The following is a 23,055-nucleotide window of genomic DNA, read 5'->3' on the forward strand; positions in this document are numbered from 1 at the left end:
GTCGTCTGGAAAATCACATCAAGAAACAGAGTCTCTCAGGTTATTCGAATCGCGCGTGGCAATGTATTGGCCGGTCTCGATGTTTAGTCCAGGTAGTTGAATTGGTTACCGTCGCACGGCAAATGACACGAATATCGTAACGGCGAAACGACGAATTCTGGTCCCATCTTGCCGGAGACTGCGTTTGTCTCCTGATCGGGGCAGGTAGCGTAGTGTTCGTCGCCAGTGATCCGGGACGTGTAAGGGAGAGCGGCATTGCCGTTGTTCGGTTATGTATTCGGATATCGAACTGTGATTTGGCGTTCTGACTTGGAGTAAAGATGTATTGGAAAATATTATTATGCGTATTACGTGATGTTATTTGAAAATTATGTGACAATATAATCTTGTGGTAATCTGCTGTACCTAAGGTGCCGGCAAGGGTTCGCTGTGTGTCTGGAGGAATGCATGCCTTCTGTACTGAAGATTATTCTCGTCCTTGCGTCACTTATGCTGTTGACGGCCTGCCAGACCGATAGGCGGCGGTGCGAAACCGAAACGGGCGGCGCTGCCACCTATCGAAAGAGCGATAACTGCGGGCGTGCGGCAAAGCCAGCTGAAGGCAGCGATCGGCCGGAGAGGCAGGTCAGGGAAAAGCCTGTGACGCCGACTGAGCCCGAACCAGAGGGGCCGGTTTTTCCATAGCGCCAGCTTGGTTCCGGCTCCCAGTCCGCCAGGCGCGGCGGCGGCCAGGCTCGACGGCACGCTCAACTGGATCGTCCGCCTGATCATCGACCGCCTTCACGTGGTAAGTGTAACCGCGTGCGGTCCCTCTCGCACTTGCAGCCGGCCAGAACACATCATGTTCGATCAACACGCGGGACGGCCGTGCTGGCAATCGCCAGGGTAGCTTGACCTTCGGTCGCCAGATGATCGTATGGCCCTCGGCCAACAGCACGTTTTCAGCCAGCGGCTCGGGTCACACTTCCCAATCTTCGCTCATGACATCTCCTTGCGCGTCGACAGATCTGCGGAAGGAGAACGGGCCATATCAATTCGATGCCAGAATCGTACACGTTCCGGCATCGTTTGGCATGACTGTGCGTATTGCTTGGAGACGGCTGCGGAGGGGCCAAGGTAATGGTGGGCGATATAGGGATTGAACCTATGACCCCACCCGTGTGAAGGGTGTGCTCTCCCGCTGAGCTAATCGCCCGTCCGAGGCCCGAGAGCCGAACGTGACGGCGATATAGGGGAGGGGTGGGAGTGGTGTCAAGGCGGCTTTAGCGACTTGCCGCCTCTATCAGCTTCTGGGCCATGCCAAGCGTCAGTTCGTCGTAGTGCGAGATGACCACCGACGGCTCATATTCGCTGACATGACGGTCGGTGTAGCCGAAATCGACGGCAACCACAGGAATGCCGGCGGCCTTTGCGGTGTCGATGTCGGTGACCGAATCGCCGACCATGACGGCGCGGGACGCGTCGCCGCCGGCCTTGGCGATGGTTTCGGTAAGGTGCCGCGGATCGGGCTTGCGGATGCCGAAGGTTTCCGGGCCGGTGATGGCGGCGAAACGATCGGACAGGCCGAGCGCCTGGATGAGCCCCTTGGCGAGGTTTTCGTACTTGTTCGTGCAGACGGCGAGCAGGTAGCCGGCATCAGTGAAGCGGTCCATCGCGGCGACCACGCCGGGATATGGCAGCGAGCGACCCGGAATATTGACCGTGTAGTGATCGAGGAAGATGTCGTGCAGGCGGTCGTGCTCCACACTGGCCAGCTGCTTTTGCTGGGCGTTGTAGGCGCGCTCGATCATGATGCGGCCGCCCTGGCCGACGAAGCGGCGGAACGCCCGGTCGTCGACTTCGGCGAGGCCGCCGGCGACGAGCGTGTGATTGAGGCTGTCCAAAAGGTCGGGGGCGGTGTCGACGAGCGTCCCGTCGAGGTCGAAAACGATGATCGGCTTGGACATGGCTCCGCCTTTTGTGGAGTTGTGCGTTGCAGGAGGCGATAGCCTTGGACCCGGCAGGACGCAAGCCCGGGCCATAAAGCCTTTGACCCAACGGGCAAAAATGCTAGGAGCCAAGCCTGATATTCGAGGATTTTGCGAACAAGTCATGGATGCCAAGGCTTTGAAGATCGAGGCGGCGCGCGCCGCCTTGGGGTATGTCGAGAGCGGAATGCGCCTTGGCATAGGTACCGGTTCGACGGCCGAGGAGTTCGTCAGGCTGCTGGCCGAGAAGGTAGCTGACGGCATGCAGATCATCGGCGTGCCGACGTCTGAACGCACCGCAACCCTTTGCCGCGAGCTGTCGGTTCCGCTGTCGACGCTCGACGAGACGCCTGAGCTCGACCTCACCATCGACGGTGCCGACGAGATCGATCCGCAGCTGACGCTGGTCAAGGGCGGCGGCGGCGCGCTGCTGCGCGAGAAGATCGTGGCCGCGGCGTCGACGCGCATGGTCGTCATCGCCGACCAGACCAAGCTCGTCGACACGCTGGGGCGCTTCCCGCTGCCGATCGAGGTCAATCCGTTCGGCCTCAAGGCGACGGAGATCGCCATCGCGAAAGCTGCGGAAAAGCTCGGGCTTTCGGGGCCTTTGGTGCTGCGCAAAGTCGGCGGCGAGACCTTCGTAACCGACGGTGGACATTTCATTATCGATGCATCTTTTGGCCGCATTCCAGATACAAGAGCGCTTTCGGATGCCCTGCACGCCATTCCTGGCGTCGTGGAGCACGGTCTCTTTCTGGGGCTGGCCACCGTTGCCGTCATCGCCGGCTCGGACGGGGTCAGAACCGTTCGTCCGGCACGCTAAACAGGAGTTCTATTCATCATGATTTCGATAAACCGGCTTCGCCGCTTCTCCGTCATGGTGGCGGCTTCGGCATTCGCGGCCGTCGCATTCTCGGCCCAGGCGCAGGAAATCAGCGAATCCCACCTCAAGGCGGCACATGCTGCGATCGCTTCGATCCACGCGACCGACTCTTTCGATTCGATCCTGCCGCAGGCAGCCGCGGCACTTAAGCAGCAGCTGATCCAGCAGAATCCCGATATGCAGGAAGTGATCACCCAGACCGTCGACGAAAAGACGCTGGCGCTGGCCGCCCGCCGTGCCGATCTCGAAAAGGAATCAGCGCTCGCCTACGCAAAGTCGTTCTCCGAACAGAACCTCAACGACATTGCTGCTTTCTACAATTCGGAAGCCGGCAAGAAGCTGATCGAGAACGGCCCGATCGCCTCGCGCGAATTGGTCAAGGCTGCCGAGATCTGGCAGAACGGCATCGCGCGCGATCTCGCCGAGCAGGTGGGTGAGCAGCTCAAGGCAGTCATCGGCACCAAGGCTCCGGCCGAGGGTGCTGCGCCCGCAGCCCCGGCAGCACCGGCGAACTGATCAGCCGCGACCAACGGTCACGATGCAAAAGCCCGGCATTCGCCGGGCTTTTCTTTTGATGTCTCTGCCACTACCTGTGACCGCATCACAGGCGCATCCCGTGCGGTGCGCAGTTTCAAGGACTTAGAAGAGCGGCGCGCGTCGTTGGCGTACTGCTCTCCCGTAGGAAGGACACCCATGGCCCAGTACGACTACGATCTTTTCGTCATCGGTGGCGGCTCGGGCGGTGTGCGTGCGGCACGTGTTGCGGCCGCTCTCGGCAAGCGCGTCGCACTTGCCGAAGAGTTCCGTTTCGGCGGCACTTGTGTCATCAGGGGCTGCGTGCCCAAGAAGCTCTATGTCTACGCCTCGCAGTTTCCCGAGCATTTCGAAGATGCTGCCGGTTACGGCTGGACGGTCGGCGAGGCCAAGTTCGACTGGAAGGCGCTTGTAGCCAACAAGGAGCGCGAGATTTCGCGGCTCGAGGCGATCTACAAGCGCAATGTCGAAGGTTCCGGCGGCGAGACGATCCATTCGCGTGCCGAACTGGTCGACAGCCACACGATCCGGATCGTCGATGAAAACCGCACCGTCACCGCCGACCAGATCCTGATCGCAACCGGCGGACGGGCTGCGGTGCATCCCGCACTGCCGGGGCATGAGCACTGCATCTATTCGAACGAAGTGTTCGACCTCCCCGAACTGCCCAAGGCGATCATGATCGAGGGCGGCGGCTATATCGCTGTCGAATTTGCCAACATCTTCCATGGCCTCGGTGTCGACACCACGCTGGTTTATCGCGGCAAGGAAATCCTCAGCCGCTTCGACATGGACCTGCGCCGCACCTTGCACGAGACGATGGAGCAGAAGGGCATCAAGATCTTGCTGCATTCGGTTTCGCAGGACGTCAGCAAGCGCGGCGATGGCCGTCTCGACGTCACACTGAACACCGGCCAGATGCTCACCGTCGACCAGGTTCTGCTCGCGATCGGCCGCACACCCAACACCGAGAACCTCGGCCTCGAGGCCGCCGGCGTCGAGATGGACAAGCAGGGCGCGATCGTCGTCGACCGGTATTCGCGCACCAGCGCCGACAACATCTGGGCCGTCGGCGACGTCACCAATCGCGTCCAGCTGACCCCTGTCGCCATCCATGAGGCAATGTGCTTCGTCGAAACGGCGTTCAAGGACAATCCGACTGAGCCGGACCACGATTGCATCCCGACAGCTGTGTTCTCGCAGCCCGAGATTGGCACCGTCGGTCTCTCCGAGGAAGACGCCGCCAAGCGGTTCAGGCATCTGGAGATCTATCGCACCAGCTTCCGGCCGATGCGCCACACGCTGTCGGGCAGGCAGGAAAAGATGCTGATGAAGCTGGTCGTCGACGGCGACACGCGGCTTGTCCTGGGCGCTCACGTGCTCGGCCCCGACGCCGGAGAGATGGCGCAGCTACTCGGCATTACGCTCAAGGCAGGGCTCACCAAGGACGACTTCGATCGCACCATGGCCGTGCATCCGACGGCTGCTGAAGAGCTGGTGACGATGTACAAGCCGACCTATCTGGTGAAAGACGGCGTCCGCGTCGACAACTGACGTGGTCGCCTCTCGGACCTGCCGCAGGGAAACGTTCGATCTCGGACGTGTTCCGGGGTAGATTAGGGGCTCCTCATCGTGTAAAGAGCCGCGTTCCCGCAATGGCGGGTTGTGGCGCGGGTGAGGTGCCCGTTAGCGAACTTTATTAGGTGCGAACATGACGAAATGGTCCCCGAATTCCTGGAGAAGCATGCCGATCCAGCAGGTCCCGGCTTATCCGGACGCTGCGGCGCTCGTGGAAACGGAAGCTCGTCTCGCATCTTTTCCCCCCTTGGTTTTTGCAGGTGAGGCGCGCAAGCTGAAGAAACAGCTTGCTGCCGTTGCCAATGGCGAAGCCTTCCTGCTCCAGGGCGGCGACTGTGCCGAGAGCTTCGCCGAACACGGTGCCGACAACATCCGCGACTTCTTCCGCGTCTTCCTGCAGATGTCGGTCGTGCTGACCTTCGCCGGCGCGCAGCCGGTGGTGAAGGTCGGCCGCATCGCCGGCCAGTTCGCCAAGCCGCGTTCGTCCGACAACGAGACCAAGGGCGACGTGACGCTGCCGAGCTACCGCGGCGACATCATCAATGGCCCGGCTTTCGACGAGAAGTCGCGCATTCCCGATCCGGCGCGCCAGGAGATGGCCTACCGCCAGTCGGCGGCGACGCTGAACCTTCTGCGCGCCTTCGCCCAGGGCGGCTATGCCAGCCTGGAGAACGTGCACAAGTGGATGCTCGGCTTCGTCTCCAACAGTCCGCAGGGCGAGCGCTACGAAGCGCTGGCCAACCGGATCACCGAGACGATGGACTTCATGAAGGCCGTCGGCATCACCTCGGAGACCAACTACGCGCTGCGTGAGACCGACTTCTACACCAGCCATGAAGCCCTGCTGCTCGGCTACGAGCAGGCGCTGACCCGCGTCGACTCGACCTCGGGCGACTGGTACGCCACCTCGGGCCACATGATCTGGATCGGCGACCGTACGCGCCAGGTCGACCACGCGCATGTCGAGTATTGCCGCGGCGTGAAGAACCCGCTCGGCCTCAAATGCGGCCCGTCGATCACGCCTGACAACCTGCTCAAGCTGATCGACCTGCTCAACCCGGAGAACGAGGCAGGCCGCCTGACGCTGATCGCGCGCTTCGGCCACGACAAGGTCGATGAGCACCTGCCGAAGCTGATCCGCGCCGTCGAAAAGGAAGGCCGCAAGGTCGTCTGGTCATGTGATCCGATGCACGGCAACACGATCACCGCTGCCGGCTACAAGACGCGTCCATTCGACCGCATCCTGAGCGAAGTGCAGAGCTTCTTCGACATCCACCGCTCAGAGGGCACGCACCCGGGCGGCATCCATGTCGAGATGACCGGAAACAACGTCACCGAATGCACCGGTGGCGCCCGTGCCATCACGGCCGAGGAACTGCAGGACCGCTACCACACCCATTGCGACCCGCGCCTCAATGCCGACCAGGCGATCGAGCTCGCTTTCCTCGTGTCGGAACTGCTCCGCAAGAGCGCACCGACTCCAGTGAAGAAAGCCGTCAACGCCTGATCGCCAAAACGCGGTTGCAGAATCGAAAAGGCGCCGGTCTGACCGGCGCCTTTTTCATTTGAACGGATGGCGATGCGCCTCAGTCCTTCTTGTACAGCATCCAGTTCTTGCCCTGGCGCTCGGCGATCGTCGAATAGCGTGTAACGCGGTTGCGGCCGATCAGTTTGGAGCGGTAGAGTGCCCGGTCGGCCTTGGCGTAGAGGTCCTCGGCGCTATCGGCATCCGAGGCCATGCACACACCCATCGAAACGGTGACCTGGCCGCAGTTCACGCCCGGCTGAATATCCTTGAATTGCGTCTGCGCAACCAAAAGGCGAACGCGGTCAGCGATCTCGAACGTCGCTTCCTCAGTGGTGCCTTCGACGATCAGTGCGAACTCCTCACCGCCGGTCCGGGCCACGAACATGTCGCGGTGGACGCTGGACTGAAAGATGCTGGCGATGATCCGCAGGATCTTGTCACCCACAGGGTGGCCGTGCCGGTCGTTGATGTCCTTGAAACGGTCGATGTCGGCCAGGATCAGCGCACTGAACAGCACGCCCCTGTTGTCGTTATAGATCTTGGCGATCCGCCGGTCGAAGGCGCGCCGGTTCCAGATGTGGGTGAGGGGATCGGTATCGGCAAGCTTCTTGTACTCTTCGAGCTTCGACTTGACGCTTTCGAGTTCGCTCGACTTGTCGCTCAGCGCGGTTGCCACGTGCTTGCCGTGATCGATCTTCGAGGCGGTGGCAACCGCCATCACGCCGACGATTTTCTGCAGCAGTTCCTGCGACATGGCGGTACGGCTGTTCAAGCCGCTCGACGTCTCATCGAGAACCTTGCCATAACGCTCCAGATGCGTCTGCTCGTTGCGCAGCAGGTTGGCGACGCCTTCCAGCTCTCGCGCCAGGATTTCGCGGGCATGTTCGACGATGCCTTGCCCATGGTTTTGGGCAAAGAACTTCTGGCCGATCAGGTCGAGTTGCTCCTGTGTCGGACGATTGCCGAGTGCGATGACCTCCAGGCTGAGGGCCGCGTTGGTGCCGGTCAGTGCTTCGTAGAAGATCTCGTAATTGCGCGGCAGTCCAATGACGCCCATCTGGCTCATCGTCGCCACGACAGTACTCGCAATATCGTTGCCTCGTTCTGTCGGGGCGGCTGCAGACTGCATGTATGTCCCGTTTCAGTTGGCCAGACGGCCGTCTGCATGGCCAGCCGGAAGGCTGACGTGCAATCGGACGGGGGCGCGAGCGGCGTGAGATAAAATGCTTGCGGCGGCGCAGGTCCCCTCTGCGCCCATCACTTGTAATCAGCTCTAATTTAGGCTGGCTAAGGTTTCCTTAATTTCCAGCCTTGTTGCCGGTATTTTTCTACCAGAGGGTGTAATTCCCACTGTGCCAGACGAGGCCGCAACATTGGCCAGCATCGATCATGTCGCAAACATTCATGTCCTGTGCCCCAGTCAAGATCAATATGGCTGTCGGTCAATTGGAGGAGTATGCAATGGATAATCTGCACAAGGGCTCATGTTTGTGTGGGGCGGTGCGCTTCACGGCCAAAGGCGCGCTGCGCGAGGTCATCTACTGTCTTAGATTGATATCGAATCGTTGAACGACGTGTTCGGTCTTTGCTCACTTGTGTGAACGATGCGCGTGGACGATCTATGGCTGGAGAAAAACAGCAGTGTTGGCCGGAGAGTGGATTTTGGAACTGACACGACGCAAACTGGTTGGCAGCGCGGCACTTCTCGCATTGGGTGCGGGAGTGCGGGCCGGCCACACGGAGCCCAGGATGAGCAACATTCCCTTTGCCGCGACGACCCCGATCAGCGTTTCCCGCGTCGGCCTCAAGGCCCGCGATGCCAATGCGCTGGCCAGTTTCTATCGCGACGTCGTCGGCCTGCAGGAACTCAAGCGCGACGGCGAGACGATCACGCTCGGCGCCGGCAGCCGGGCGCTGCTCGACATCGAGGCCGACAAGGCAGCGAAGCCAGACGATCCGCGTAGCGCCGGCCTGTTCCACACCGCATTCCTTTTGCCAAGCCGGGCCGATCTCGGCCGCTGGATCAAGCATGCCATCGACAGGCGCATTCCGGTCGACGGCGCTTCCGACCATCTGGTCAGCGAGGCGCTCTATCTCACCGACCCGGAAGGCAACGGCATCGAGATTTATTCCGACCGCGCGCGTGATGGCTGGAAGTGGAATGGCGCGCAGGTCGAGATGGCGACCAGGCAGCTCGACATCGGCTCGATCGTATCAGAGGTGCCCGACAGCGACGCCGGCTGGCAGGGCGCGCCTGAAAACAGCATCGTCGGCCATGTCCACCTGCGCGTCGGTGATCCCGCTGCGGCGGCCCGCTGGTGGCACAGCCAGTTCGGCTTCGACACGGTAGCGGAATACGGCAACAGCGCTGTCTTCCTGTCCTCGGGCGGCTATCACCACCATATCGGCGCCAATTCCTGGCAGAGCCCGGGTGCCGGCAGGCGCGACGCCTCGCTGACAGGCCTTGCCTGGGTCGAGATGCGCTCGGCTGACGCCAAGGCCGCTTCGACCTACGAGGACCCCTGGGGCACGGTCATCCGCGCCGTGCCTGGCCAGCCGGGCTGACTTTCCTCCTGACAGCAACTGGCCGGAGCCTGTGCTAAGCCATTGGCCGAACCGCCAGACCGGCGGTTCGGCCAATGAACATGCAGGACCGGGACAAGCATGCTGAAAGTCATTGCTCAGGATTTCATCAGGCCTGAGTTCGTCGAGATCGTGCGGCCGCTCTATGCCGAACTGGTGGAGAAGACGCGGCAGGAGCCGCTCTGCCTGTCCTATGACCTGTTCGTCGACCAGAAGGATCCGGGGCATTTCGTCTTCATCGAGTTGTGGCCCGATCGCGCGGCGCTCGATATCCATTGCGCGACCGAACATTTCAGGCGGTTGGTGCCGCTGATCAACAGGCACCAGCGCCTGGATCCCACCTTTATCCTGATGGACGCCTTCGCTGCATAGGTCAGGGGTCGGTCTGGCGTCTGCGCCTCAGGCCCGCTTTCCCGCATAACCTGTCAGCAGGCCGTGGCGCCAGCTGGCGAAACCAGATGCTTCGGCGCGCTGCGCTGCTTCGCTCCAGTCGTAGGCGACGACATGGTGGGCAAAGCTCCACGCGCCTTTCTCCAGGGTGGCGATGGCAAAGCGCGCATGCGGGCTGCCCGTCACCGTGAGGCCGGGGAAGGCCTGGACGCCGACGCTGCCCGGATTGAGAATTGTCTGGCCGGAAATCAGGGCGACGCGCGGCGTATGTGTGTGGCCGCACAGGACCAATCCGACATCGACTTTGCCGAGCTTCTGCTTGATCTGGCTCTCATTGGACGGAAAGAAATGGTCGCCACCGTCTTCCTCGAGCAGGAAAACCTCGTCGTCTTCAGGGCTGCCATGGCAAAGCAGGATGTCGGGCGGCAGGCGCAAGGTGGGCAGCAGCGCCGAAACCCACTGCAACGATGCCGCGGACAGGCATTGGTGGGTGAAGCCGTCGACCTTTTCCAGATCGGGCACCGACATATCAGCCAGTGCCCGGTCGTGGTTGCCGCGCACAGTCGGCCAGTTCTCGGCGATCAGATATTGCGCGGTTTCCTCGGGCCACAGCGGTCCCGAGAGACAGTCCCCCAGATTGACCGTCAGGTCGGGGGAACTGTCCTTGATGCGCGCATGGACGGCTTCCAGCGCGCGGAGGTTTCCGTGGATGTCGGAGACGACAGCCAGGCGCATGCAGATCCTTATCCAAAAACGCGGCTGAAGATCGTGTCGACGTGCTTGGTGTGATAGCCGAGGTCGAACTTTTCACGGATCTCCGCTTCCGGCAAGGCAGCGGTCACTTCCTTGTCGGCCAGCAGTTCCTCGAGGAAGTCCTTGCCTTCTTCCCACACCTTCATGGCGTTGCGCTGGACCAGACGGTAGGCGTCCTCACGGGAAACGCCGGCCTGGGTAAGGGCCAAGAGCACGCGCTGCGAGTGCACCAGGCCGCGGAACTTGTTCATGTTCTTCAGCATGTTGTCGGGATAGACGACGAGCTTGTCGATGACGTTGGTCAGGCGCGCCAGCGCGAAGTCGAGCGTGACGGTGGCATCCGGGCCGATCATGCGTTCGACCGACGAGTGCGAGATGTCGCGCTCGTGCCAGAGCGCCACGTTCTCCATTGCCGGCGCGGCATAGGAGCGGACCATGCGGGCGAGGCCGGTCAGGTTCTCGGTCAAGACAGGGTTGCGCTTGTGCGGCATTGCCGACGAGCCCTTCTGGCCCGGCGAGAAATACTCTTCCGCTTCCAGCACCTCGGTGCGCTGCAGATGGCGGATTTCGGTGGCCAGGCGCTCGATCGACGAGGCGATGACGCCCAGCGTGGCAAAGAACATGGCGTGGCGATCACGCGGGATGACTTGCGTCGACACCGGCTCCGGCTTCAGGCCGAGCTTGGCGGCGACATGCTCCTCGACGCGCGGATCGATGTTGGCGAAGGTGCCGACCGCGCCCGAGATGGCGCAGGTGGCGATGTCCTCGCGGGCATGCACCAGGCGCTCGCGGCAGCGGGTGAACTCGGCGAAGGCCAGCGCCAGCTTGACGCCGAAGGTTGTCGGCTCGGCATGGATGCCATGGCTGCGGCCGATGGTGACGGTGTCCTTGTGCTCGAAGGCGCGGCGCTTGAGAGCGGCCAAAAGCGCGTCGAGGTCGGCGAGCAGCATGTCGGTGGCGCGCACCAGCTGCACGCTGAGGCAGGTGTCGAGCACGTCGGACGAGGTCATGCCCTGGTGGATGAAACGCGAATCCGGGCCGACGAATTCGGCGAGATGCGTCAGGAAGGCGATGACGTCATGCTTGGTGACGCGTTCGATCTCGTCGATGCGCTCGACGTCGAAGGTGGCGGCGCCGCCCTTTTCCCAGATCGTCTTCGCGGCTTCCTTGGGGATGACGCCGATTTCGGCCAACGCGTCACAGGCATGGGCCTCGATCTCGAACCAGATCCGGAACCGGGTTTCGGGAGACCAGATGGCGACCATCTCGGGCCGGGAATAGCGAGGGATCATGGCGGGGCTCGTCCAGCTGTGGTTTCGTTGCGGCTCCCCTAACAGAGGTGGGCGCAATGCTCAACGCGAACGGCTGGCAAACCATGAAGCTGCGGCGAAAAGAGCGACGAATCCGCCGGGAAAATAGAGTCGCAGGCCCAGAACAGCGAATTGATAGAGCGCGACGAGCCCGGTGAAGACGAACTGGAATGCCCAGGTGATGGTGAAGGGTGCGGCATGCCACTCTGCATAATAGCTCCGGTACTGCAGCGCATAGAGCAGGGCGGTCAGGCCGATCGTCACCACCCCGAACGACACGAATGCCGCCGCGAAAGCGGTCTCGCGGCCGCGGTGGCATGACAAAAGGCGCGCCAAGGTCCAGCCGATGGGGAAGGCGATCGCGCCGCCGAGCGCGAACAGCAGCACGACCGCACGGACGCGCACCGGCGTTTCCCAATGGTCGAGCAGAAGCGTCAGGAAGGCGCTGGCGCCCATCGCAAAGCCCCACAGGGCTGCGCCGAGAATGGCAACCCGCAGCGACGGCAGCGCCTGGCCCAGTCGGTGGCGTATGCGCATCGGCCCTCGGCTCTTGCTGCGGGACGGGCCCGCGACAACAGTATTGCTCACATCTGCCCCGTCACGGCGATCCAGCGGTGGTCCGGGCCCTCGAAGCCATGGCGGATGACGGTCACCAGCACGGCATAGGCGGGCGTTCCGCCATCGCCGAAGAAGGTCTGCACACCGCCGATGCGGTATCCGGTCGGGCAACCACGGCTCTGCGGCACGTCCTTGTCTTCCTGCAGCACCTCTGCCTTGCCGTCTTCATCGACGCGGACCAGCTTGAAGCCCTTGACCGGGCCGATGCCGGCGCAACGCTCGATCTCGCCGAAGGAAATCTCCGCGAGCTTGAATTCGAGCTGCTTGTCGATGGGCGGAAACACCGGGCGCGGATTGACCGTCATGTTGAACGGGTCGGCACTCGTTTCGGTCACGGCGTTGAAACCGGCGAGGCGGCCGCGATTGGCGGCCAGCTCCTCCTCCTTGACGATTGTGTCGCCGCGCTTGCGCGCTTCGGCGCGCGCTGCGTCGAGGCCCACACTCTCGTCTTCCATCTGAACGCGCACCGGCGTGCCGGGCAGGAACTTGTCCGACGCGGTGTCGATATAGAAGCGATTGGCATAGGCAAAGCCGGAGCCGTCCTGGATGCCATATTCCTCGAAGGCAAAGACCTTGCCGTCGGCGCTGAAGCCGAGCACGTTGAGTTCGGCGGCGTCGCCGGCCCGTGCCACCTGCGAGGCGGCGCACAGCGACATGGCGGCGAGGCAAAGAAGCTTCATCACGTTCATGGCAGCGGCCCCTCCCTGCAGTTGAATCGGCTTTCTAAATGACGGCGCTAACATACAGACAACAAAGAGTTTTGGTTCATCCTTTGCGCGTCGTCCACACCTGCATGATGTCGCCACCCGTGGCGGTCGCAGCGTGCACGCCCCGGGCGATCGCGCGCGCCATGGTCGAGGCGGCGGCAGCGTAGAAGTCGACGACCTCGGCCTGGCCGACCTCGATGCCGCTTGCGCCGGTTGCGAGCGCGAACACCAGGTCGCCGTCGAAAGGCGTGTGCACCGGCCAGATCGCGCGGGTGAAACCGTCATGCGCCGAGATCGCCAGCCGCTTGGCAGCAGCCTTGGTCAGCACCGCGTCGGTGGCGATGACGGCAATCGTGGTGTTGGCGGCCGCACTGTTGTCTTCCTCGTATTTCTTGAACACGCGCGAAGCGTCTGCAGGCAGTGATGATGGGAATCCCAGTCCGCCGAACTCGCCGTCCAGCTCGAACGGTGCCGCCCAGAAATGCCTGGAGCGGCCGACTGTCACCGACCCCGTCGCGTTGACGGCGACAAGGGCGCCGACCGTCACACCGTTGGGCAGAACCGTCGATGCCGAGCCCAGCCCGCCCTTGAGGCCGGCGGTCAGCGCGCCGGTACCGGCACCTGCCGTGCCCAGCGCGAATTCGCGCGCCGCTGCCTGCACCGCCTCGTAGCCAAGCTCGCGATAGGGCGGATAGCGGCCCCAGTTCTTGTCGCCGCCATTCAGCATGTCGAACAGGATCGCCGCCGGTACGATCGGGATCACCTGGTCGCGCATGGCAAAGCCGATGCCCTTTTCGCGCAGCGCTGCCTGCACACCCGAGGCGGCATCCAGACCGAAGGCCGAGCCACCCGAGAGTGCGACCGCGTTGATCGTCTCGACGGTGTTGTGCGCTTCGAGCAGGTCGGTCTCTCGCGTTCCCGGCGCACCACCCAGCACCTGGCAGGCAGCGGTGGCCGGCGTGTCGCAGATCACCACCGTCACGCCCGATTTCAGCTTTTCATCGCTGGCGTTGCCGACGCGCAGTCCGGCGACGTCGGTGATCAGGTTCAGCGGTCCGGCTGTTAACGTGGCTGGCAGCATTACTGGGTCTCTGCAGGCAGGTAGCTGGTTCCGTCGAAACGAAACAGCCGGAACGGGCTTTCCACAAGGTCGCCCTTGGCGTCGAAGCGGATGGTGCCGATGGCGCTGTCGAAGTCCTGGCCCGCCAGCACTTCCGCGACAGGCTTTCCGCTCGACGCGGCGAGCCGCGCTGCAGCGCCGGCGATTTCCACGGCGGCGTAGCCGGGCAAAGTGTAGCCGTCGGTCATCGTCTTGGCCGCTTCGAACGCCGAACGCACCTCCGGATTGGCGACATCCGACCATTCCGGCGGTGCGATCATCAACGTGCCCGTGGCGGGCGGCACGGTGCGGTCGGCGACGCGCAAAGTCTCGCCGCCGGCGAAAATGATGTCGGCGCCGAGCGAAGCTGCGTCGCGGCCCATCACGGCGATGTCCTCGCCGTCGCCGCCGACGAAGACATGCGTGGCGCCCGCCTTGCGCAGTCGGCCGATCAGCGCGACCTGGTTGTCGAGCTGAGGTCTGTAGGTGTCGAAGAACACCGGCTTCAGCCCGGCCTGTTCGGCGCTGGCGCGGAAACTTTCGGCCAGCTCGCGGCCATAGATCGTGCCGTCGTCGATGATCGCAAACAGCTCGTCGTTCCACAGCCGCGTCAGGATCGAGGCTGCCGCATTGCGCTCGCCATCGCCGCGCGGCCCCAGCCGGAACAGCGGCCAGGCGGTCTTGTCACGCAGGTCGGTCAGGCTGTCGGTGCGCACGCCGACCGAAATGACAGGAATGTTGGCGGCCTTGAGCACGGGCAGAGCGGCCTCGACCGCCTCGGTGCAGAGAAAGCCTGCGGCAATCGCAACCTTGGCGTCGATGAACACCTGCGCTGCCTTGGCGCCGCCTTCGGCCGTGCAGCCGTCGTCGGCGATCACCAGAACAGCGTCGCTGCGCGTCGCGGCAAGCTCGGCACCTGATTTGACCTGCTCGCCGAGGATCGCTGACGGACCCGACAGCGGTGTCGCAAGCCCGAGCTTCACCGGCTCGGCATGGGCGGCAAGCGTCGCCAGCGACGCGCAAAGCAGGGTGGTGATGGCCGTTGCGGCTCGCATTCGCTCCGAAAAATCCTCTGCAAGACCAAGTTTAGGCTGATAACCTGACCTACTGCCTGGCCCGGCCAAGCGCAACGTGCTTGTGCCATCTCAGCTTGTGACCCGGTCGATGCGGCCATATATAGCGGTTATGTCTCGTTGCAGGAAAATCCGGTGTTGAAGAAGTTTGAAGTCGGGCCGCAGGCCTACCGGGACGCGATGAGCCATTTTGCCGGCGCGGTGCATCTGGTGACCACCGACGGTCCGGCGGGAAAACGTGGCACCACCGTCATCGCTGCCTGCTCGGTGTCAGACAACCCGCCGATGGTGCTTGTGTGCGTCAACCGCGAGAACCCCAACAACGACCTGTTCGTCAAGAACGGCAACTTTGCCCTCAACACGCTCGCCGCCAGGCACGAGCCACTGGCCGTGGCCTTCTCAGGTGTCACAGGCCTCGCGCCTGAACAGCGCTTCGCCCTTGGCGAGTGGGAGGTGCTGGCATCAGGCGCGCCTGCCCTGATCGGCGCCGTTGCCGTGTTCGACTGCGAGCTCGTCGACGCCAAGGAACTGGCCACCCATCGTGTCATGTTTGGCAAGGTGACAGGCCTGCGCATCGGCGATAACCTTCGCCCGCTGATCTATCACGGTCGCAGCTATCACGTGCTGTAGACCGCCTCTCCGGAAACGCCATGACCGACACGCCTCGTCCAGTTCCCCAGACCATCGACGAGACGCTTAAGATGCTCGCCGGCGCGGACTACGTCGCCGACAGGGCGCTTGCGACGGTACTTTTCTTATCCCTGCGGATGAACCGGCCGCTATTCCTCGAAGGCGAGGCCGGCGTCGGCAAGACCGAGATCGCAAAGGTTCTGGCCAGCGCGCTCGGACGCCGCCTGATCCGGCTGCAATGCTACGAAGGCCTCGACGTTTCCTCCGCCGTCTATGAGTGGAACTATGCGGCGCAGATGATCGAGATTCGCATGGAGGAGGCTGTCGGCAAGGTCGACCGCTCCGACATGGAAAGGAACGTCTTCTCGGAAAAATACCTGATCCGGCGTCCGGTGCTGGACGCGTTGACCGGCAAGGCGGGTGCTGCCCCTGTCTTCCTCATCGACGAACTCGACCGAACCGACGAGGCCTTTGAGGCCTTCCTGCTCGAAATCCTCTCCGACTACCAGGTCACCGTTCCAGAACTCGGCACGATCAGGGCGGAGGAACCGCCGATCGTCATCATCACCACCAACCGCACCCGTGAGATCCACGACGCGCTGAAGCGCCGCTGCCTCTATCACTGGGTCGACTATCCCAATGCAGAGCGCGAGCTCGAAATCGTCAGCCGCAAGGTGCCGCAGGCCAACCGGCGCCTGTCCGCCGAGGTCGTCCGCTTCATCCAGAAATTGCGCGAGATCGAGCTATTCAAGGTGCCCGGCGTCGCCGAAACCATCGACTGGGCGTCGGCGCTGACGGAGCTCGACAAGATAGCACTCGATCCCGAGACGATTTCGGACACCATCGGCGTGCTGCTCAAATATCAGGACGACATCGCGCGCATCGAGCAAGGCGAGGGCCGCCGCATCCTCAACGAGGTGAGGGCGGAGCTGGCTGCGGCGGAGTAGGTGCGGTGACATGACGCCCAGCAGTGCTGCATCAGACGGTCGCATCGCCGACAACATCGTCTATTTCGCCCGCGCGCTGCGCAAGGCCGGCATGCGTGTCGGCCCGGCTTCGGTGATGGATGCGATCGAGGCGGTGCTGGCCGCGGGCATCGGCTCGCGCGACGATTTCTACTGGACGCTGCATGCCGTGCTGGTCAGCCGCCACGAGGATCACGCAACCTTCGATGAAGCCTTCCGGCTGTTCTGGAAGTCGCGCGAGCTGATCGAAAAGATGCTGGCGATGTTTTCGCCCGTGGCGCCCGACCGCCGCGAGAAGCAGAAGCCGCGCGCCGCCGAAAACCGCGTCAGCCAGGCGATGTTCGAAGGCCACCGCAACAGCCAGCCGCCGCGCGAAATCCCCGAGATCGAGGTTGACGCCCGTTTTACCGTGTCGGGCAACGAGATGCTGCGCGGCAAGGACTTTGCCCAGATGACAGCAAACGAGATGTCAGACGCCCGGCGCGAGATCGCAGCGCTCAGGCTGCCCTTCGACACCGTGCGCACGCGTCGTTTCAAGCCGGACCCGCATGGCGGCAATGTCGATCCGCGCGCCATGATGCGGGCGGCAGCCCGCACCGGCGGCCAGCTGATCCTGCCGAAATTCCGCTCCGTGCGCGAGGTGCATCCGCCCCTGGTCGTGCTTGCCGACATCTCAGGCTCGATGAGCCAGTACACCCGCATCTTCCTGCATTTCCTGCACGCGCTGGCCGAAAAGCGCCGGCGCGTGCACACCTTCGTCTTCGGCACCAGGTTGACCAACCTGACCCGGCAGATGCGTCACCGCGATCCCGACACGGCCCTTGCCGACTGCTCCGCCGCGGTCAAGGACTGGTCCGGCGGCACCCGCATCGGCGACACGTTGGGCGAGTTCAACCGTTTGTGGTCGCGCCGGGTGCTCGGGCAGGGCGCCGTGGTACTTTTGATCACTGACGGGCTCGAGCGTGACGATGTGTCAGGGCTCGCCGAAGAAATGGAGCGGCTCAAGAAATCCTGCCGCCGACTGATCTGGCTCAACCCGTTGCTGCGCTTCGAGGGGTTCGAAGCGCGCGCGCGCGGGGTTCGTGCCATGCTGCCTTATGTCGACGAGTTCCGCCCGGTGCACAATCTCAACGCGCTTGGCGATCTCTGCGCTTCGCTCGGCGCGCCGGCGTCGCGCGACACCGACCCCAGATTGTGGATGATCGACGGCCTGCGCCGGGCGGCGTAAGGTCGCAAAGGGAGGTTTCCATGCCAAGCAAGTTTCTCGATGAGGCCCGCGACCCGCTGATCATCGCCGAAGGCTGGATGAAGGACGGCAAGGACGTCGCCATCGCCACCGTGGTCGAAACCTGGGGCTCGGCGCCGCGCCCCGTCGGCAGCCATCTCGTTATCGACGCCGAAGGCACCTTCCATGGCTCGGTCTCCGGCGGCTGCGTCGAGGGGGCGGTGATATCAGAGGCCCTCGATGTCATCGGCAGCGGCCAGCCGAAGATGCTGGAGTTCGGTGTCGCCGACGAGACGGCGTGGCAGGTCGGCCTGTCCTGTGGCGGCAAGATCAGGGTTTATGTCGAGCGGTTGGGCTGATCGATGGATCCTTATGTTCTGAAAACGCTGAATGCCGAGCGTCGCGCCCGCCGCGCCGCGATACTCGTCACCGACATCGGGGATGGCCGCGACCGCGTCGTCAGGGAAGGCGATGCCGTCGCAGGCGACCTTGGCCAGGCGATCGCCAGGGCATTTCGCAGCGGCATGTCCGGCCTGGTCGAGGCCGAAGGCCGCAATTTCTTCCTCAACGTGCACCTGCCACAGCCCAGGCTGGTGGTGATCGGCGCCGTCCATATCAGCCAGGCACTTGCGCCGATGGCCAAGATCGCCGGCTTTCCGCTGGAGATTATCGACCCGCGCACGGCCTTCACCAGCGATGAACGTTTCCCCGACGTCGTCCACAAGGCCGAATGGCCCGAGGATGCGCTGAAGCATTGTCCGCTCGATCGTTATGCCGCACTTGCCGCCATCACCCACGATCCCAAGATCGACGACTGGCCGCTCAAGGCAGCACTCGATGCCGAGTGTTTTTATGTCGGTGCGCTGGGCAGCCGCAAGACGCATGGCCGGCGCGTTGAGCGCCTGCTGGCAATGGGCGTGACGCCGGAGCAGATCGACCGCATCAACGCGCCGATCGGGCTCGACATCGGTGCCGCCAACCCCGCCGAGATCGCGGTTGCCATTCTCGCACAGGTCATTTCGGCGTTCCGTGCGCGCGGCCTCGGCGCCAAGGCAAAAAGCGAGGCAGCGTGAGATTTGGCGCAATCCCCGTCGACCAGGCCAAGGGCGCTGTGCTTGCGCATTCCACCAGCGCCGGTGACCTCCGCTACCGCAAGGGCCATGTGCTTGCCGCCGAAGACGTGGCCATCCTCGCAGCCTCGGGGCTGAGCGAGATCGTCGTCGCCGTGCTGGAGCCGGGCGATCTCGGCGAAGACCAGGCGGCTGGGGCGATCGCGGCCAGCATGCGGCACCGCTACATCGAGGTGAAGCCGGCGGCGACCGGCCGGGTCAATCTGCATGCGCGTGAAGCCGGCGTCTTCACCGTCGATGCCGGCCTGATCGACGCTATCAACGCCATAGACCCCTCGATAACGGTTGCCACTCTGGCCCAGCATGCCACGGTCGAAAAAGACCAGATGGTCGCGACGGTGAAGATCATCCCCTTTGCCGTGTCAGGCGATCTGGTGCGGCAGGCGACCGAGCTATGCGCCAAAGGCGAGATCTTTGCCGTCAATGCGTTCGCGGCGAGGCGCGTCGGCCTCGTCCAGACGGTGCTGCCCAGCGCCAAGGCGAGCGTGCTCGACAAGACCGCGCGCCTGACCGAGCAGCGGCTGGCGCGCTCGGGCAGCCGGCTCGTCGCCGAACGGCGCACGGCGCATGAGGCCGAGGCGGTGGCAGAGGCCACCAGGGAACTCGCTCGCAACAACGACCTCGTGGTCATTTTCGGCGCCTCGGCTTTGGCTGATTTCGACGATGTCATCCCGGCCGCAATCCGCGCCGCCGGCGGCACCGTCATCCGCTCCGGCATGCCGGTCGATCCGGGCAATCTTCTGGTGCTTGGCCATATCGGCAAGACCGCCGTCCTCGGCGCGCCCGGCTGCGCGCGCAGCCCCAAGGAAAACGGTTTCGACTGGGTGCTCGACCGGCTGATGGCAGGGATCGACGTAACGGCGGCCGACATTGCCGGCATGGGCGTCGGCGGCCTGCTGATGGAAATCGCGACAAGGCCGCAGCCGCGCGACCTGTCGGCTGTTCCGGCCGTTCCAAAAGTGCACGCCGTGCTGCTCGCCGCCGGTCGTTCCAGTCGCATGGGTGGGCCCAACAAACTGCTGGCATTGTTCCAGGACAAGCCGCTGGTGCGCCGTACCGCCGAGCGCGTTCTTGCCTCGAAAGCCGAAAGCACTGTCGTCGTCACGGGCCATCAGGCCAATCGTATCCGCGACGCGCTTGCCGGGCTCGACCTACCAGTCGCTCACAATGCCGACTTTGCCTCGGGCCTCGCCAGTTCGCTCAAGGCGGGTATTTCAGCGCTTCCCGACGATGCCGCCGGCGCGCTGATCGTGCTCGGCGACATGCCCGAAGTGCTGCCCGCCGACCTCGATCGGCTGATCGGAGCGTTCGAGCGCGAAGGCGGTCGCGCCGTCGTCCGCGCCACCCATGACGGCAAGCGCGGCAACCCGGTGATCCTGCCCCGCGCGCTGTTCCCGGCCGTCGCTCATCTCGAAGGCGACACCGGCGCCCGGCATCTGATCGAGAGCGAAGGCGTCGATGTCATCGACATCGAGATCGGAGCAGGGGCGGCTGTTGATGTCGATACACCCGAGGCGCTCGAAGGCGCCGGCGGGGTGCTGCAGGATTGACAAACGGGTGGTTGACTAGCCAACCCTACGTCATGTCATTCGATTTGAAGTCTCGTTCCTTCGCGCCCCCCTCTGTCCTGCCGGGCATCTCCCCCACAAGGGGGGAGATCAGCAGCTGCGCAGCCAGTTCACGTCCTGCTTCGTCGCAGGTCGGTCGAGGCGTCGATGCCAGCCAATCTCCCCCCTTGTGGGGGAGATGGCCGGCAGGCCAGAGGGGGGCAACGTCGAGCGCTTGGCTGCAGGCTAGCTTGCGCCGCTTGGTCTTGCCGTTCGTGATTGCCGCATTCGTAGCATTTCCCGCCCATGCTCAATCCCTCGCCCCCTACAAGGACGAGCTCTTCGCCTATCCTGCCATCCTCTCGTCCGAGGGCGAGACCTACCGCGTCGTCGACTACCAGGAGATGCGCGACATCAACGAGCGCGACCAGGTGCCGGAGCGGCGGGTTCAGGGCAAATACGTCTCGACGGGCGTCCGCAAGGCACAACAGGACCTGGTGCTGAAGCTTGATGCCGGCGACGTCAGGCACTTCGCCGTCGGCAAGACCGAGGGCGCTTCAGTCATCGTGCTTTATCTTCATGGCCAGGGCGGTAGCCGCAAGCAGGGTGTCGACGATTTCACCTTCGGCGGCAATTTCAACCGTATCAAGAACCTGATGGCCGCCAATGGCGGGCTCTATCTGTCGCCCGACTTTTCCGACTTCGGCGACAAGGGCGTTGCAGAGGTGGCGGCGCTTATCGACCACTACGCGGCGCAGTCACCTGGCGCCAGGATCGTCGTCGCCTGCGGCTCGATGGGCGGCCAGCTGTGCTGGGGACTGGCGCGCGACGCCAAGGCAGCCAGGAAGCTGGGCGGGCTGATGTTGCTCGGCTCGCTCTGGGACGACTCCTTCCTCAAATCACCGGCCTTCGCGGCCAATGTGCCGGTGTTCTTCGGCCAGGGCAGCAGGGATCCTGTTTTCCCCGCCGACAAGCAGGAGGCGTTCTTCCGCTCGATCCTGGCCAAGAACAAAAGCTATCCGACGCGCTTCGTCCGCTTCGAGACCGGAACCCACGGCACGCCGATCCGCATGACCGACTGGCGCGAGACGCTCAACTGGATGCTGTCTGCGAAATAGCCTCAAGGTCCCGAATTGTAGTCGAGCACCGTCTCGGGGTTGATTTCGCCGTCATAGGACGCATCGACGTCGTACCGGACCAGCGCAAACGCGCCGTCGCGGAACAGCCAGGTGCCGTCGGATGAGGCATCGCCGACGCCGCGCCATTTGGCGTGCGAAGTGATCGTCATCGTCTTGTCGTCGAAGGACGAATTGACCAGCGCGTTTTCCGTGCGGTAGCCGATGACGTTGACGCTCTCGAGTTTGCCGTCGGGATTGTCGCCCTCGTAGTGGATGTCGAGCTCGGGGGCGGCGAAATGCTGCTCGTTCAGCCCGTCGGCCTCGTTCCAGAGATAATAGACATGGGTCTCGTTATAGGCGCCCATCTGGCAGAAGAAGCGGAACAGCCGGGCTTCGCTGGCCGGCGCGTCGGCGGCGTCCGATTTGTTGTGGTAGGGAATCTTGTAGCTCTGGATCGCCTCGTCACCTTCACGGGCAACGTCGCACTGGGCCTTGTGGCTTGCAGCGAATGTCTTGGTGGCAAGGTCGAGCACGGCGTCGATCTCTGTGGGCGGGGCATCGCCACACTGCTTGGGCAGCGCTTCGCTCAGATTGCCTTCGGCTGGCTTGAGTGCACCTTTCTCGAGCTGGATCGGGGTGAAGGGCGGCTCCTGGATCGAGCCGTTGACCTGCCGGGCGGTGTAGCAGCCGGCGAAAACCTTCTCGGTGCCGTCCTTGTCTATGGCGCGAATGGCGACCGGGATGTTGTAGAAGATCGAGCCGGCAGCGCCGTCCGAACTGACCGCGCCTGTCTCGATCTCGACGCGCTCGGTTTTCTCATATCCCTTGGCGAATTCGGCAAAGTCCTTGGCGGGCTTGGCATCGCCGAAATAGTCCCAGGCACGGGCATATTCCTTGCGGCTGACCGCATTGTAGAGCGAGCGTACCACGGCGGCCGCATCGGATCGGTCATCGAGATAGGGCAGATCGGCGGCCAGCGCCTGGAACGACCAGAGGCTGGTCAAGGCGGCGGTCAATGCTGCCCGTGTCGAAAAAGTCCTCATCGCGAATCTCCTGCCTGCCGCAATGATGAATCATCGATTGCGGCAGCGCAGTGACGCGCGGAACCATCATGCCTGGCGCGTCGACATTTCGCGGGCGATACGGGGAAAATCTGCCGGCTTGATGCCGATGTCGGCGCGGTCGGCCGAGTTCATCGCGTTCAGCAAAGCAAGCGCCGCACGATAGCGGACCTGTTCCTTGGGGCGAGGGCGGGCGAACAATTCGGTATAGAAACCCATCTCTCAGGCTCCGGTTTGTCCTCCCATGGCGACATATAGGTGATTCCGGCGCGATTGTGCAGTGCAGCATCGACATGGCTGCCATGCAGTGCATAGAAAAATCTTTCACGACCGGTGTAACAAGTCAGGTGTCGGCT

At 63.4% G+C, this 23,055-nt stretch carries 23 protein-coding genes and 1 tRNA gene; 13 read left to right on the forward strand and 11 right to left on the reverse strand.

Features of this window, described 5'->3' with window-relative positions:
- Nucleotides 1-1,120: 1,120 nt before the first annotated feature.
- Together IG197_RS26475 and IG197_RS26480 are read right to left on the reverse strand one after the other, a co-directional pair.
- A tRNA-Val gene (locus tag IG197_RS26475) sits at nucleotides 1,121-1,195 on the reverse strand.
- A 67-nt stretch (nucleotides 1,196-1,262) separates the two neighbouring features.
- Nucleotides 1,263-1,946 carry a phosphoglycolate phosphatase gene (locus tag IG197_RS26480; protein ID WP_067961289.1) on the reverse strand — a complete coding sequence of 228 codons (684 nt, stop codon included), beginning with the start codon at nucleotides 1,944-1,946 and terminating at the stop codon, nucleotides 1,263-1,265.
- A 145-nt stretch (nucleotides 1,947-2,091) separates the two neighbouring features.
- Here IG197_RS26480 and rpiA point away from each other — a divergent pair, with 145 nt between their 5' ends.
- From rpiA to IG197_RS26500, 4 genes are all read left to right on the forward strand, one after another.
- Nucleotides 2,092-2,790 (forward strand): ribose-5-phosphate isomerase RpiA, encoded by a 699-nt coding sequence (rpiA, locus tag IG197_RS26485; protein WP_192315864.1) that lies wholly within the window; start codon nucleotides 2,092-2,094, stop codon nucleotides 2,788-2,790.
- 18 nt (nucleotides 2,791-2,808) lie between these two features.
- Nucleotides 2,809-3,366, forward strand: a complete 558-nt coding sequence (locus tag IG197_RS26490) for a DUF2059 domain-containing protein (RefSeq protein WP_154383972.1) — start codon at nucleotides 2,809-2,811, stop codon at nucleotides 3,364-3,366.
- A 177-nt stretch (nucleotides 3,367-3,543) separates the two neighbouring features.
- Nucleotides 3,544-4,938 carry a glutathione-disulfide reductase gene (gene gor, locus IG197_RS26495; protein WP_067961298.1) on the forward strand — a complete coding sequence of 465 codons (1,395 nt, stop codon included), beginning with the start codon at nucleotides 3,544-3,546 and terminating at the stop codon, nucleotides 4,936-4,938.
- Between the two features lie 157 nt (nucleotides 4,939-5,095).
- Complete coding sequence (locus tag IG197_RS26500) at nucleotides 5,096-6,469, forward strand: class II 3-deoxy-7-phosphoheptulonate synthase (protein WP_067961301.1); 1,374 nt, start codon at nucleotides 5,096-5,098, stop codon at nucleotides 6,467-6,469.
- Nucleotides 6,470-6,548: 79 nt separating this feature from the next.
- Here IG197_RS26500 and IG197_RS26505 read toward each other — a convergent pair whose 3' ends face one another.
- Nucleotides 6,549-7,556 carry a GGDEF domain-containing protein gene (locus tag IG197_RS26505; protein ID WP_246340646.1) on the reverse strand — a complete coding sequence of 336 codons (1,008 nt, stop codon included), beginning with the start codon at nucleotides 7,554-7,556 and terminating at the stop codon, nucleotides 6,549-6,551.
- A 596-nt stretch (nucleotides 7,557-8,152) separates the two neighbouring features.
- Between IG197_RS26505 and IG197_RS26510 the strand changes: the two genes are divergently transcribed.
- Together IG197_RS26510 and IG197_RS26515 are read left to right on the forward strand one after the other, a co-directional pair.
- Nucleotides 8,153-9,055: a VOC family protein gene (locus IG197_RS26510; protein WP_371746495.1), complete on the forward strand. Its 903-nt coding sequence runs from the start codon at nucleotides 8,153-8,155 to the stop codon at nucleotides 9,053-9,055.
- 99 nt (nucleotides 9,056-9,154) lie between these two features.
- A complete protein-coding gene (locus IG197_RS26515) occupies nucleotides 9,155-9,445 on the forward strand; it encodes a putative quinol monooxygenase (RefSeq protein ID WP_192315868.1) in 291 nt (96 codons plus the stop codon).
- Between the two features lie 27 nt (nucleotides 9,446-9,472).
- On the opposite strand, the gene IG197_RS26520 is transcribed toward IG197_RS26515, so the two are convergent.
- The 6 genes from IG197_RS26520 to IG197_RS26545 all read right to left on the reverse strand — a co-directional run bounded on the left by IG197_RS26520 (nucleotide 9,473) and on the right by IG197_RS26545 (nucleotide 15,005).
- Nucleotides 9,473-10,198 carry a metallophosphoesterase gene (locus tag IG197_RS26520; RefSeq protein ID WP_192315870.1) on the reverse strand — a complete coding sequence of 242 codons (726 nt, stop codon included), beginning with the start codon at nucleotides 10,196-10,198 and terminating at the stop codon, nucleotides 9,473-9,475.
- 8 nt (nucleotides 10,199-10,206) lie between these two features.
- Complete coding sequence (purB, locus tag IG197_RS26525; protein WP_192315872.1) at nucleotides 10,207-11,508, reverse strand: adenylosuccinate lyase; 1,302 nt, start codon at nucleotides 11,506-11,508, stop codon at nucleotides 10,207-10,209.
- 60 nt (nucleotides 11,509-11,568) lie between these two features.
- Complete coding sequence (locus IG197_RS26530) at nucleotides 11,569-12,063, reverse strand: hypothetical protein (RefSeq protein ID WP_192315874.1); 495 nt, start codon at nucleotides 12,061-12,063, stop codon at nucleotides 11,569-11,571.
- A 47-nt stretch (nucleotides 12,064-12,110) separates the two neighbouring features.
- Nucleotides 12,111-12,833, reverse strand: a complete 723-nt coding sequence (locus IG197_RS26535) for a DUF2259 domain-containing protein (RefSeq protein ID WP_192315876.1) — start codon at nucleotides 12,831-12,833, stop codon at nucleotides 12,111-12,113.
- A 76-nt stretch (nucleotides 12,834-12,909) separates the two neighbouring features.
- Entirely contained in the window at nucleotides 12,910-13,932 is a 1,023-nt protein-coding gene (locus IG197_RS26540; protein ID WP_192315878.1) for a P1 family peptidase, read from the reverse strand.
- Entirely contained in the window at nucleotides 13,932-15,005 is a 1,074-nt protein-coding gene (locus IG197_RS26545) for a branched-chain amino acid ABC transporter substrate-binding protein (RefSeq protein WP_192315880.1), read from the reverse strand. The genes IG197_RS26540 and IG197_RS26545 overlap by 1 nt, the downstream gene beginning before the upstream one ends.
- Nucleotides 15,006-15,158: 153 nt before the next feature.
- Here IG197_RS26545 and IG197_RS26550 point away from each other — a divergent pair, with 153 nt between their 5' ends.
- The 7 genes from IG197_RS26550 to IG197_RS26580 all read left to right on the forward strand — a co-directional run bounded on the left by IG197_RS26550 (nucleotide 15,159) and on the right by IG197_RS26580 (nucleotide 21,638).
- Nucleotides 15,159-15,653: a flavin reductase family protein gene (locus tag IG197_RS26550; protein WP_067966410.1), complete on the forward strand. Its 495-nt coding sequence runs from the start codon at nucleotides 15,159-15,161 to the stop codon at nucleotides 15,651-15,653.
- Nucleotides 15,654-15,673: 20 nt separating this feature from the next.
- A complete protein-coding gene (locus tag IG197_RS26555; RefSeq protein WP_192315882.1) occupies nucleotides 15,674-16,600 on the forward strand; it encodes a MoxR family ATPase in 927 nt (308 codons plus the stop codon).
- Nucleotides 16,601-16,610: 10 nt separating this feature from the next.
- Nucleotides 16,611-17,846 (forward strand): VWA domain-containing protein, encoded by a 1,236-nt coding sequence (locus IG197_RS26560; protein WP_192315884.1) that lies wholly within the window; start codon nucleotides 16,611-16,613, stop codon nucleotides 17,844-17,846.
- A gap of 20 nt (nucleotides 17,847-17,866) precedes the next feature.
- The gene (locus IG197_RS26565) at nucleotides 17,867-18,202 is read left to right on the forward strand and encodes an XdhC family protein (RefSeq protein WP_067961329.1); all 336 of its coding nucleotides are present in this window, start codon (nucleotides 17,867-17,869) and stop codon (nucleotides 18,200-18,202) included.
- A gap of 3 nt (nucleotides 18,203-18,205) precedes the next feature.
- Nucleotides 18,206-18,916: an XdhC family protein gene (locus IG197_RS26570; protein WP_192315886.1), complete on the forward strand. Its 711-nt coding sequence runs from the start codon at nucleotides 18,206-18,208 to the stop codon at nucleotides 18,914-18,916.
- Nucleotides 18,913-20,523, forward strand: a complete 1,611-nt coding sequence (locus IG197_RS26575; protein WP_192315888.1) for an NTP transferase domain-containing protein — start codon at nucleotides 18,913-18,915, stop codon at nucleotides 20,521-20,523. Before IG197_RS26570 ends, IG197_RS26575 begins: the two co-directional genes overlap by 4 nt.
- A gap of 248 nt (nucleotides 20,524-20,771) precedes the next feature.
- Nucleotides 20,772-21,638: an alpha/beta hydrolase family protein gene (locus IG197_RS26580; RefSeq protein ID WP_371746496.1), complete on the forward strand. Its 867-nt coding sequence runs from the start codon at nucleotides 20,772-20,774 to the stop codon at nucleotides 21,636-21,638.
- 2 nt (nucleotides 21,639-21,640) lie between these two features.
- Here the strand turns inward: IG197_RS26580 and IG197_RS26585 are convergent, their stop codons facing one another.
- Together IG197_RS26585 and IG197_RS26590 are read right to left on the reverse strand one after the other, a co-directional pair.
- Nucleotides 21,641-22,681 carry a DUF1176 domain-containing protein gene (locus IG197_RS26585; protein ID WP_192315889.1) on the reverse strand — a complete coding sequence of 347 codons (1,041 nt, stop codon included), beginning with the start codon at nucleotides 22,679-22,681 and terminating at the stop codon, nucleotides 21,641-21,643.
- A gap of 66 nt (nucleotides 22,682-22,747) precedes the next feature.
- Nucleotides 22,748-22,918 carry a hypothetical protein gene (locus IG197_RS26590; protein WP_154383983.1) on the reverse strand — a complete coding sequence of 57 codons (171 nt, stop codon included), beginning with the start codon at nucleotides 22,916-22,918 and terminating at the stop codon, nucleotides 22,748-22,750.
- Nucleotides 22,919-23,055: the final 137 nt, after the last annotated feature.

The organism is Aminobacter sp. SR38, assembly GCF_014843375.1.
GTDB lineage: Bacteria > Pseudomonadota > Alphaproteobacteria > Rhizobiales > Rhizobiaceae > Aminobacter > Aminobacter ciceronei.

Coding starts and splice junctions, on each gene's coding strand:
- IG197_RS26480 (WP_067961289.1), bottom strand. CDS start 1,946: ATGTCCAAGCCGATCATCGTTTTCGACCTCGACGGGACGCTCGTCGAC.
- rpiA (WP_192315864.1), top strand. CDS start 2,092: ATGGATGCCAAGGCTTTGAAGATCGAGGCGGCGCGCGCCGCCTTGGGG.
- IG197_RS26490 (WP_154383972.1), top strand. CDS start 2,809: ATGATTTCGATAAACCGGCTTCGCCGCTTCTCCGTCATGGTGGCGGCT.
- gor (WP_067961298.1), top strand. CDS start 3,544: ATGGCCCAGTACGACTACGATCTTTTCGTCATCGGTGGCGGCTCGGGC.
- IG197_RS26500 (WP_067961301.1), top strand. CDS start 5,096: ATGACGAAATGGTCCCCGAATTCCTGGAGAAGCATGCCGATCCAGCAG.
- IG197_RS26505 (WP_246340646.1), bottom strand. CDS start 7,556: ATGAGCCAGATGGGCGTCATTGGACTGCCGCGCAATTACGAGATCTTC.
- IG197_RS26515 (WP_192315868.1), top strand. CDS start 9,155: ATGCTGAAAGTCATTGCTCAGGATTTCATCAGGCCTGAGTTCGTCGAG.
- IG197_RS26520 (WP_192315870.1), bottom strand. CDS start 10,198: ATGCGCCTGGCTGTCGTCTCCGACATCCACGGAAACCTCCGCGCGCTG.
- purB (WP_192315872.1), bottom strand. CDS start 11,508: ATGATCCCTCGCTATTCCCGGCCCGAGATGGTCGCCATCTGGTCTCCC.
- IG197_RS26530 (WP_192315874.1), bottom strand. CDS start 12,063: ATGCGCATACGCCACCGACTGGGCCAGGCGCTGCCGTCGCTGCGGGTT.
- IG197_RS26535 (WP_192315876.1), bottom strand. CDS start 12,833: ATGAACGTGATGAAGCTTCTTTGCCTCGCCGCCATGTCGCTGTGCGCC.
- IG197_RS26540 (WP_192315878.1), bottom strand. CDS start 13,932: ATGCTGCCAGCCACGTTAACAGCCGGACCGCTGAACCTGATCACCGAC.
- IG197_RS26545 (WP_192315880.1), bottom strand. CDS start 15,005: ATGCGAGCCGCAACGGCCATCACCACCCTGCTTTGCGCGTCGCTGGCG.
- IG197_RS26555 (WP_192315882.1), top strand. CDS start 15,674: ATGACCGACACGCCTCGTCCAGTTCCCCAGACCATCGACGAGACGCTT.
- IG197_RS26560 (WP_192315884.1), top strand. CDS start 16,611: ATGACGCCCAGCAGTGCTGCATCAGACGGTCGCATCGCCGACAACATC.
- IG197_RS26565 (WP_067961329.1), top strand. CDS start 17,867: ATGCCAAGCAAGTTTCTCGATGAGGCCCGCGACCCGCTGATCATCGCC.
- IG197_RS26570 (WP_192315886.1), top strand. CDS start 18,206: ATGGATCCTTATGTTCTGAAAACGCTGAATGCCGAGCGTCGCGCCCGC.
- IG197_RS26585 (WP_192315889.1), bottom strand. CDS start 22,681: ATGAGGACTTTTTCGACACGGGCAGCATTGACCGCCGCCTTGACCAGC.
- IG197_RS26590 (WP_154383983.1), bottom strand. CDS start 22,918: ATGGGTTTCTATACCGAATTGTTCGCCCGCCCTCGCCCCAAGGAACAG.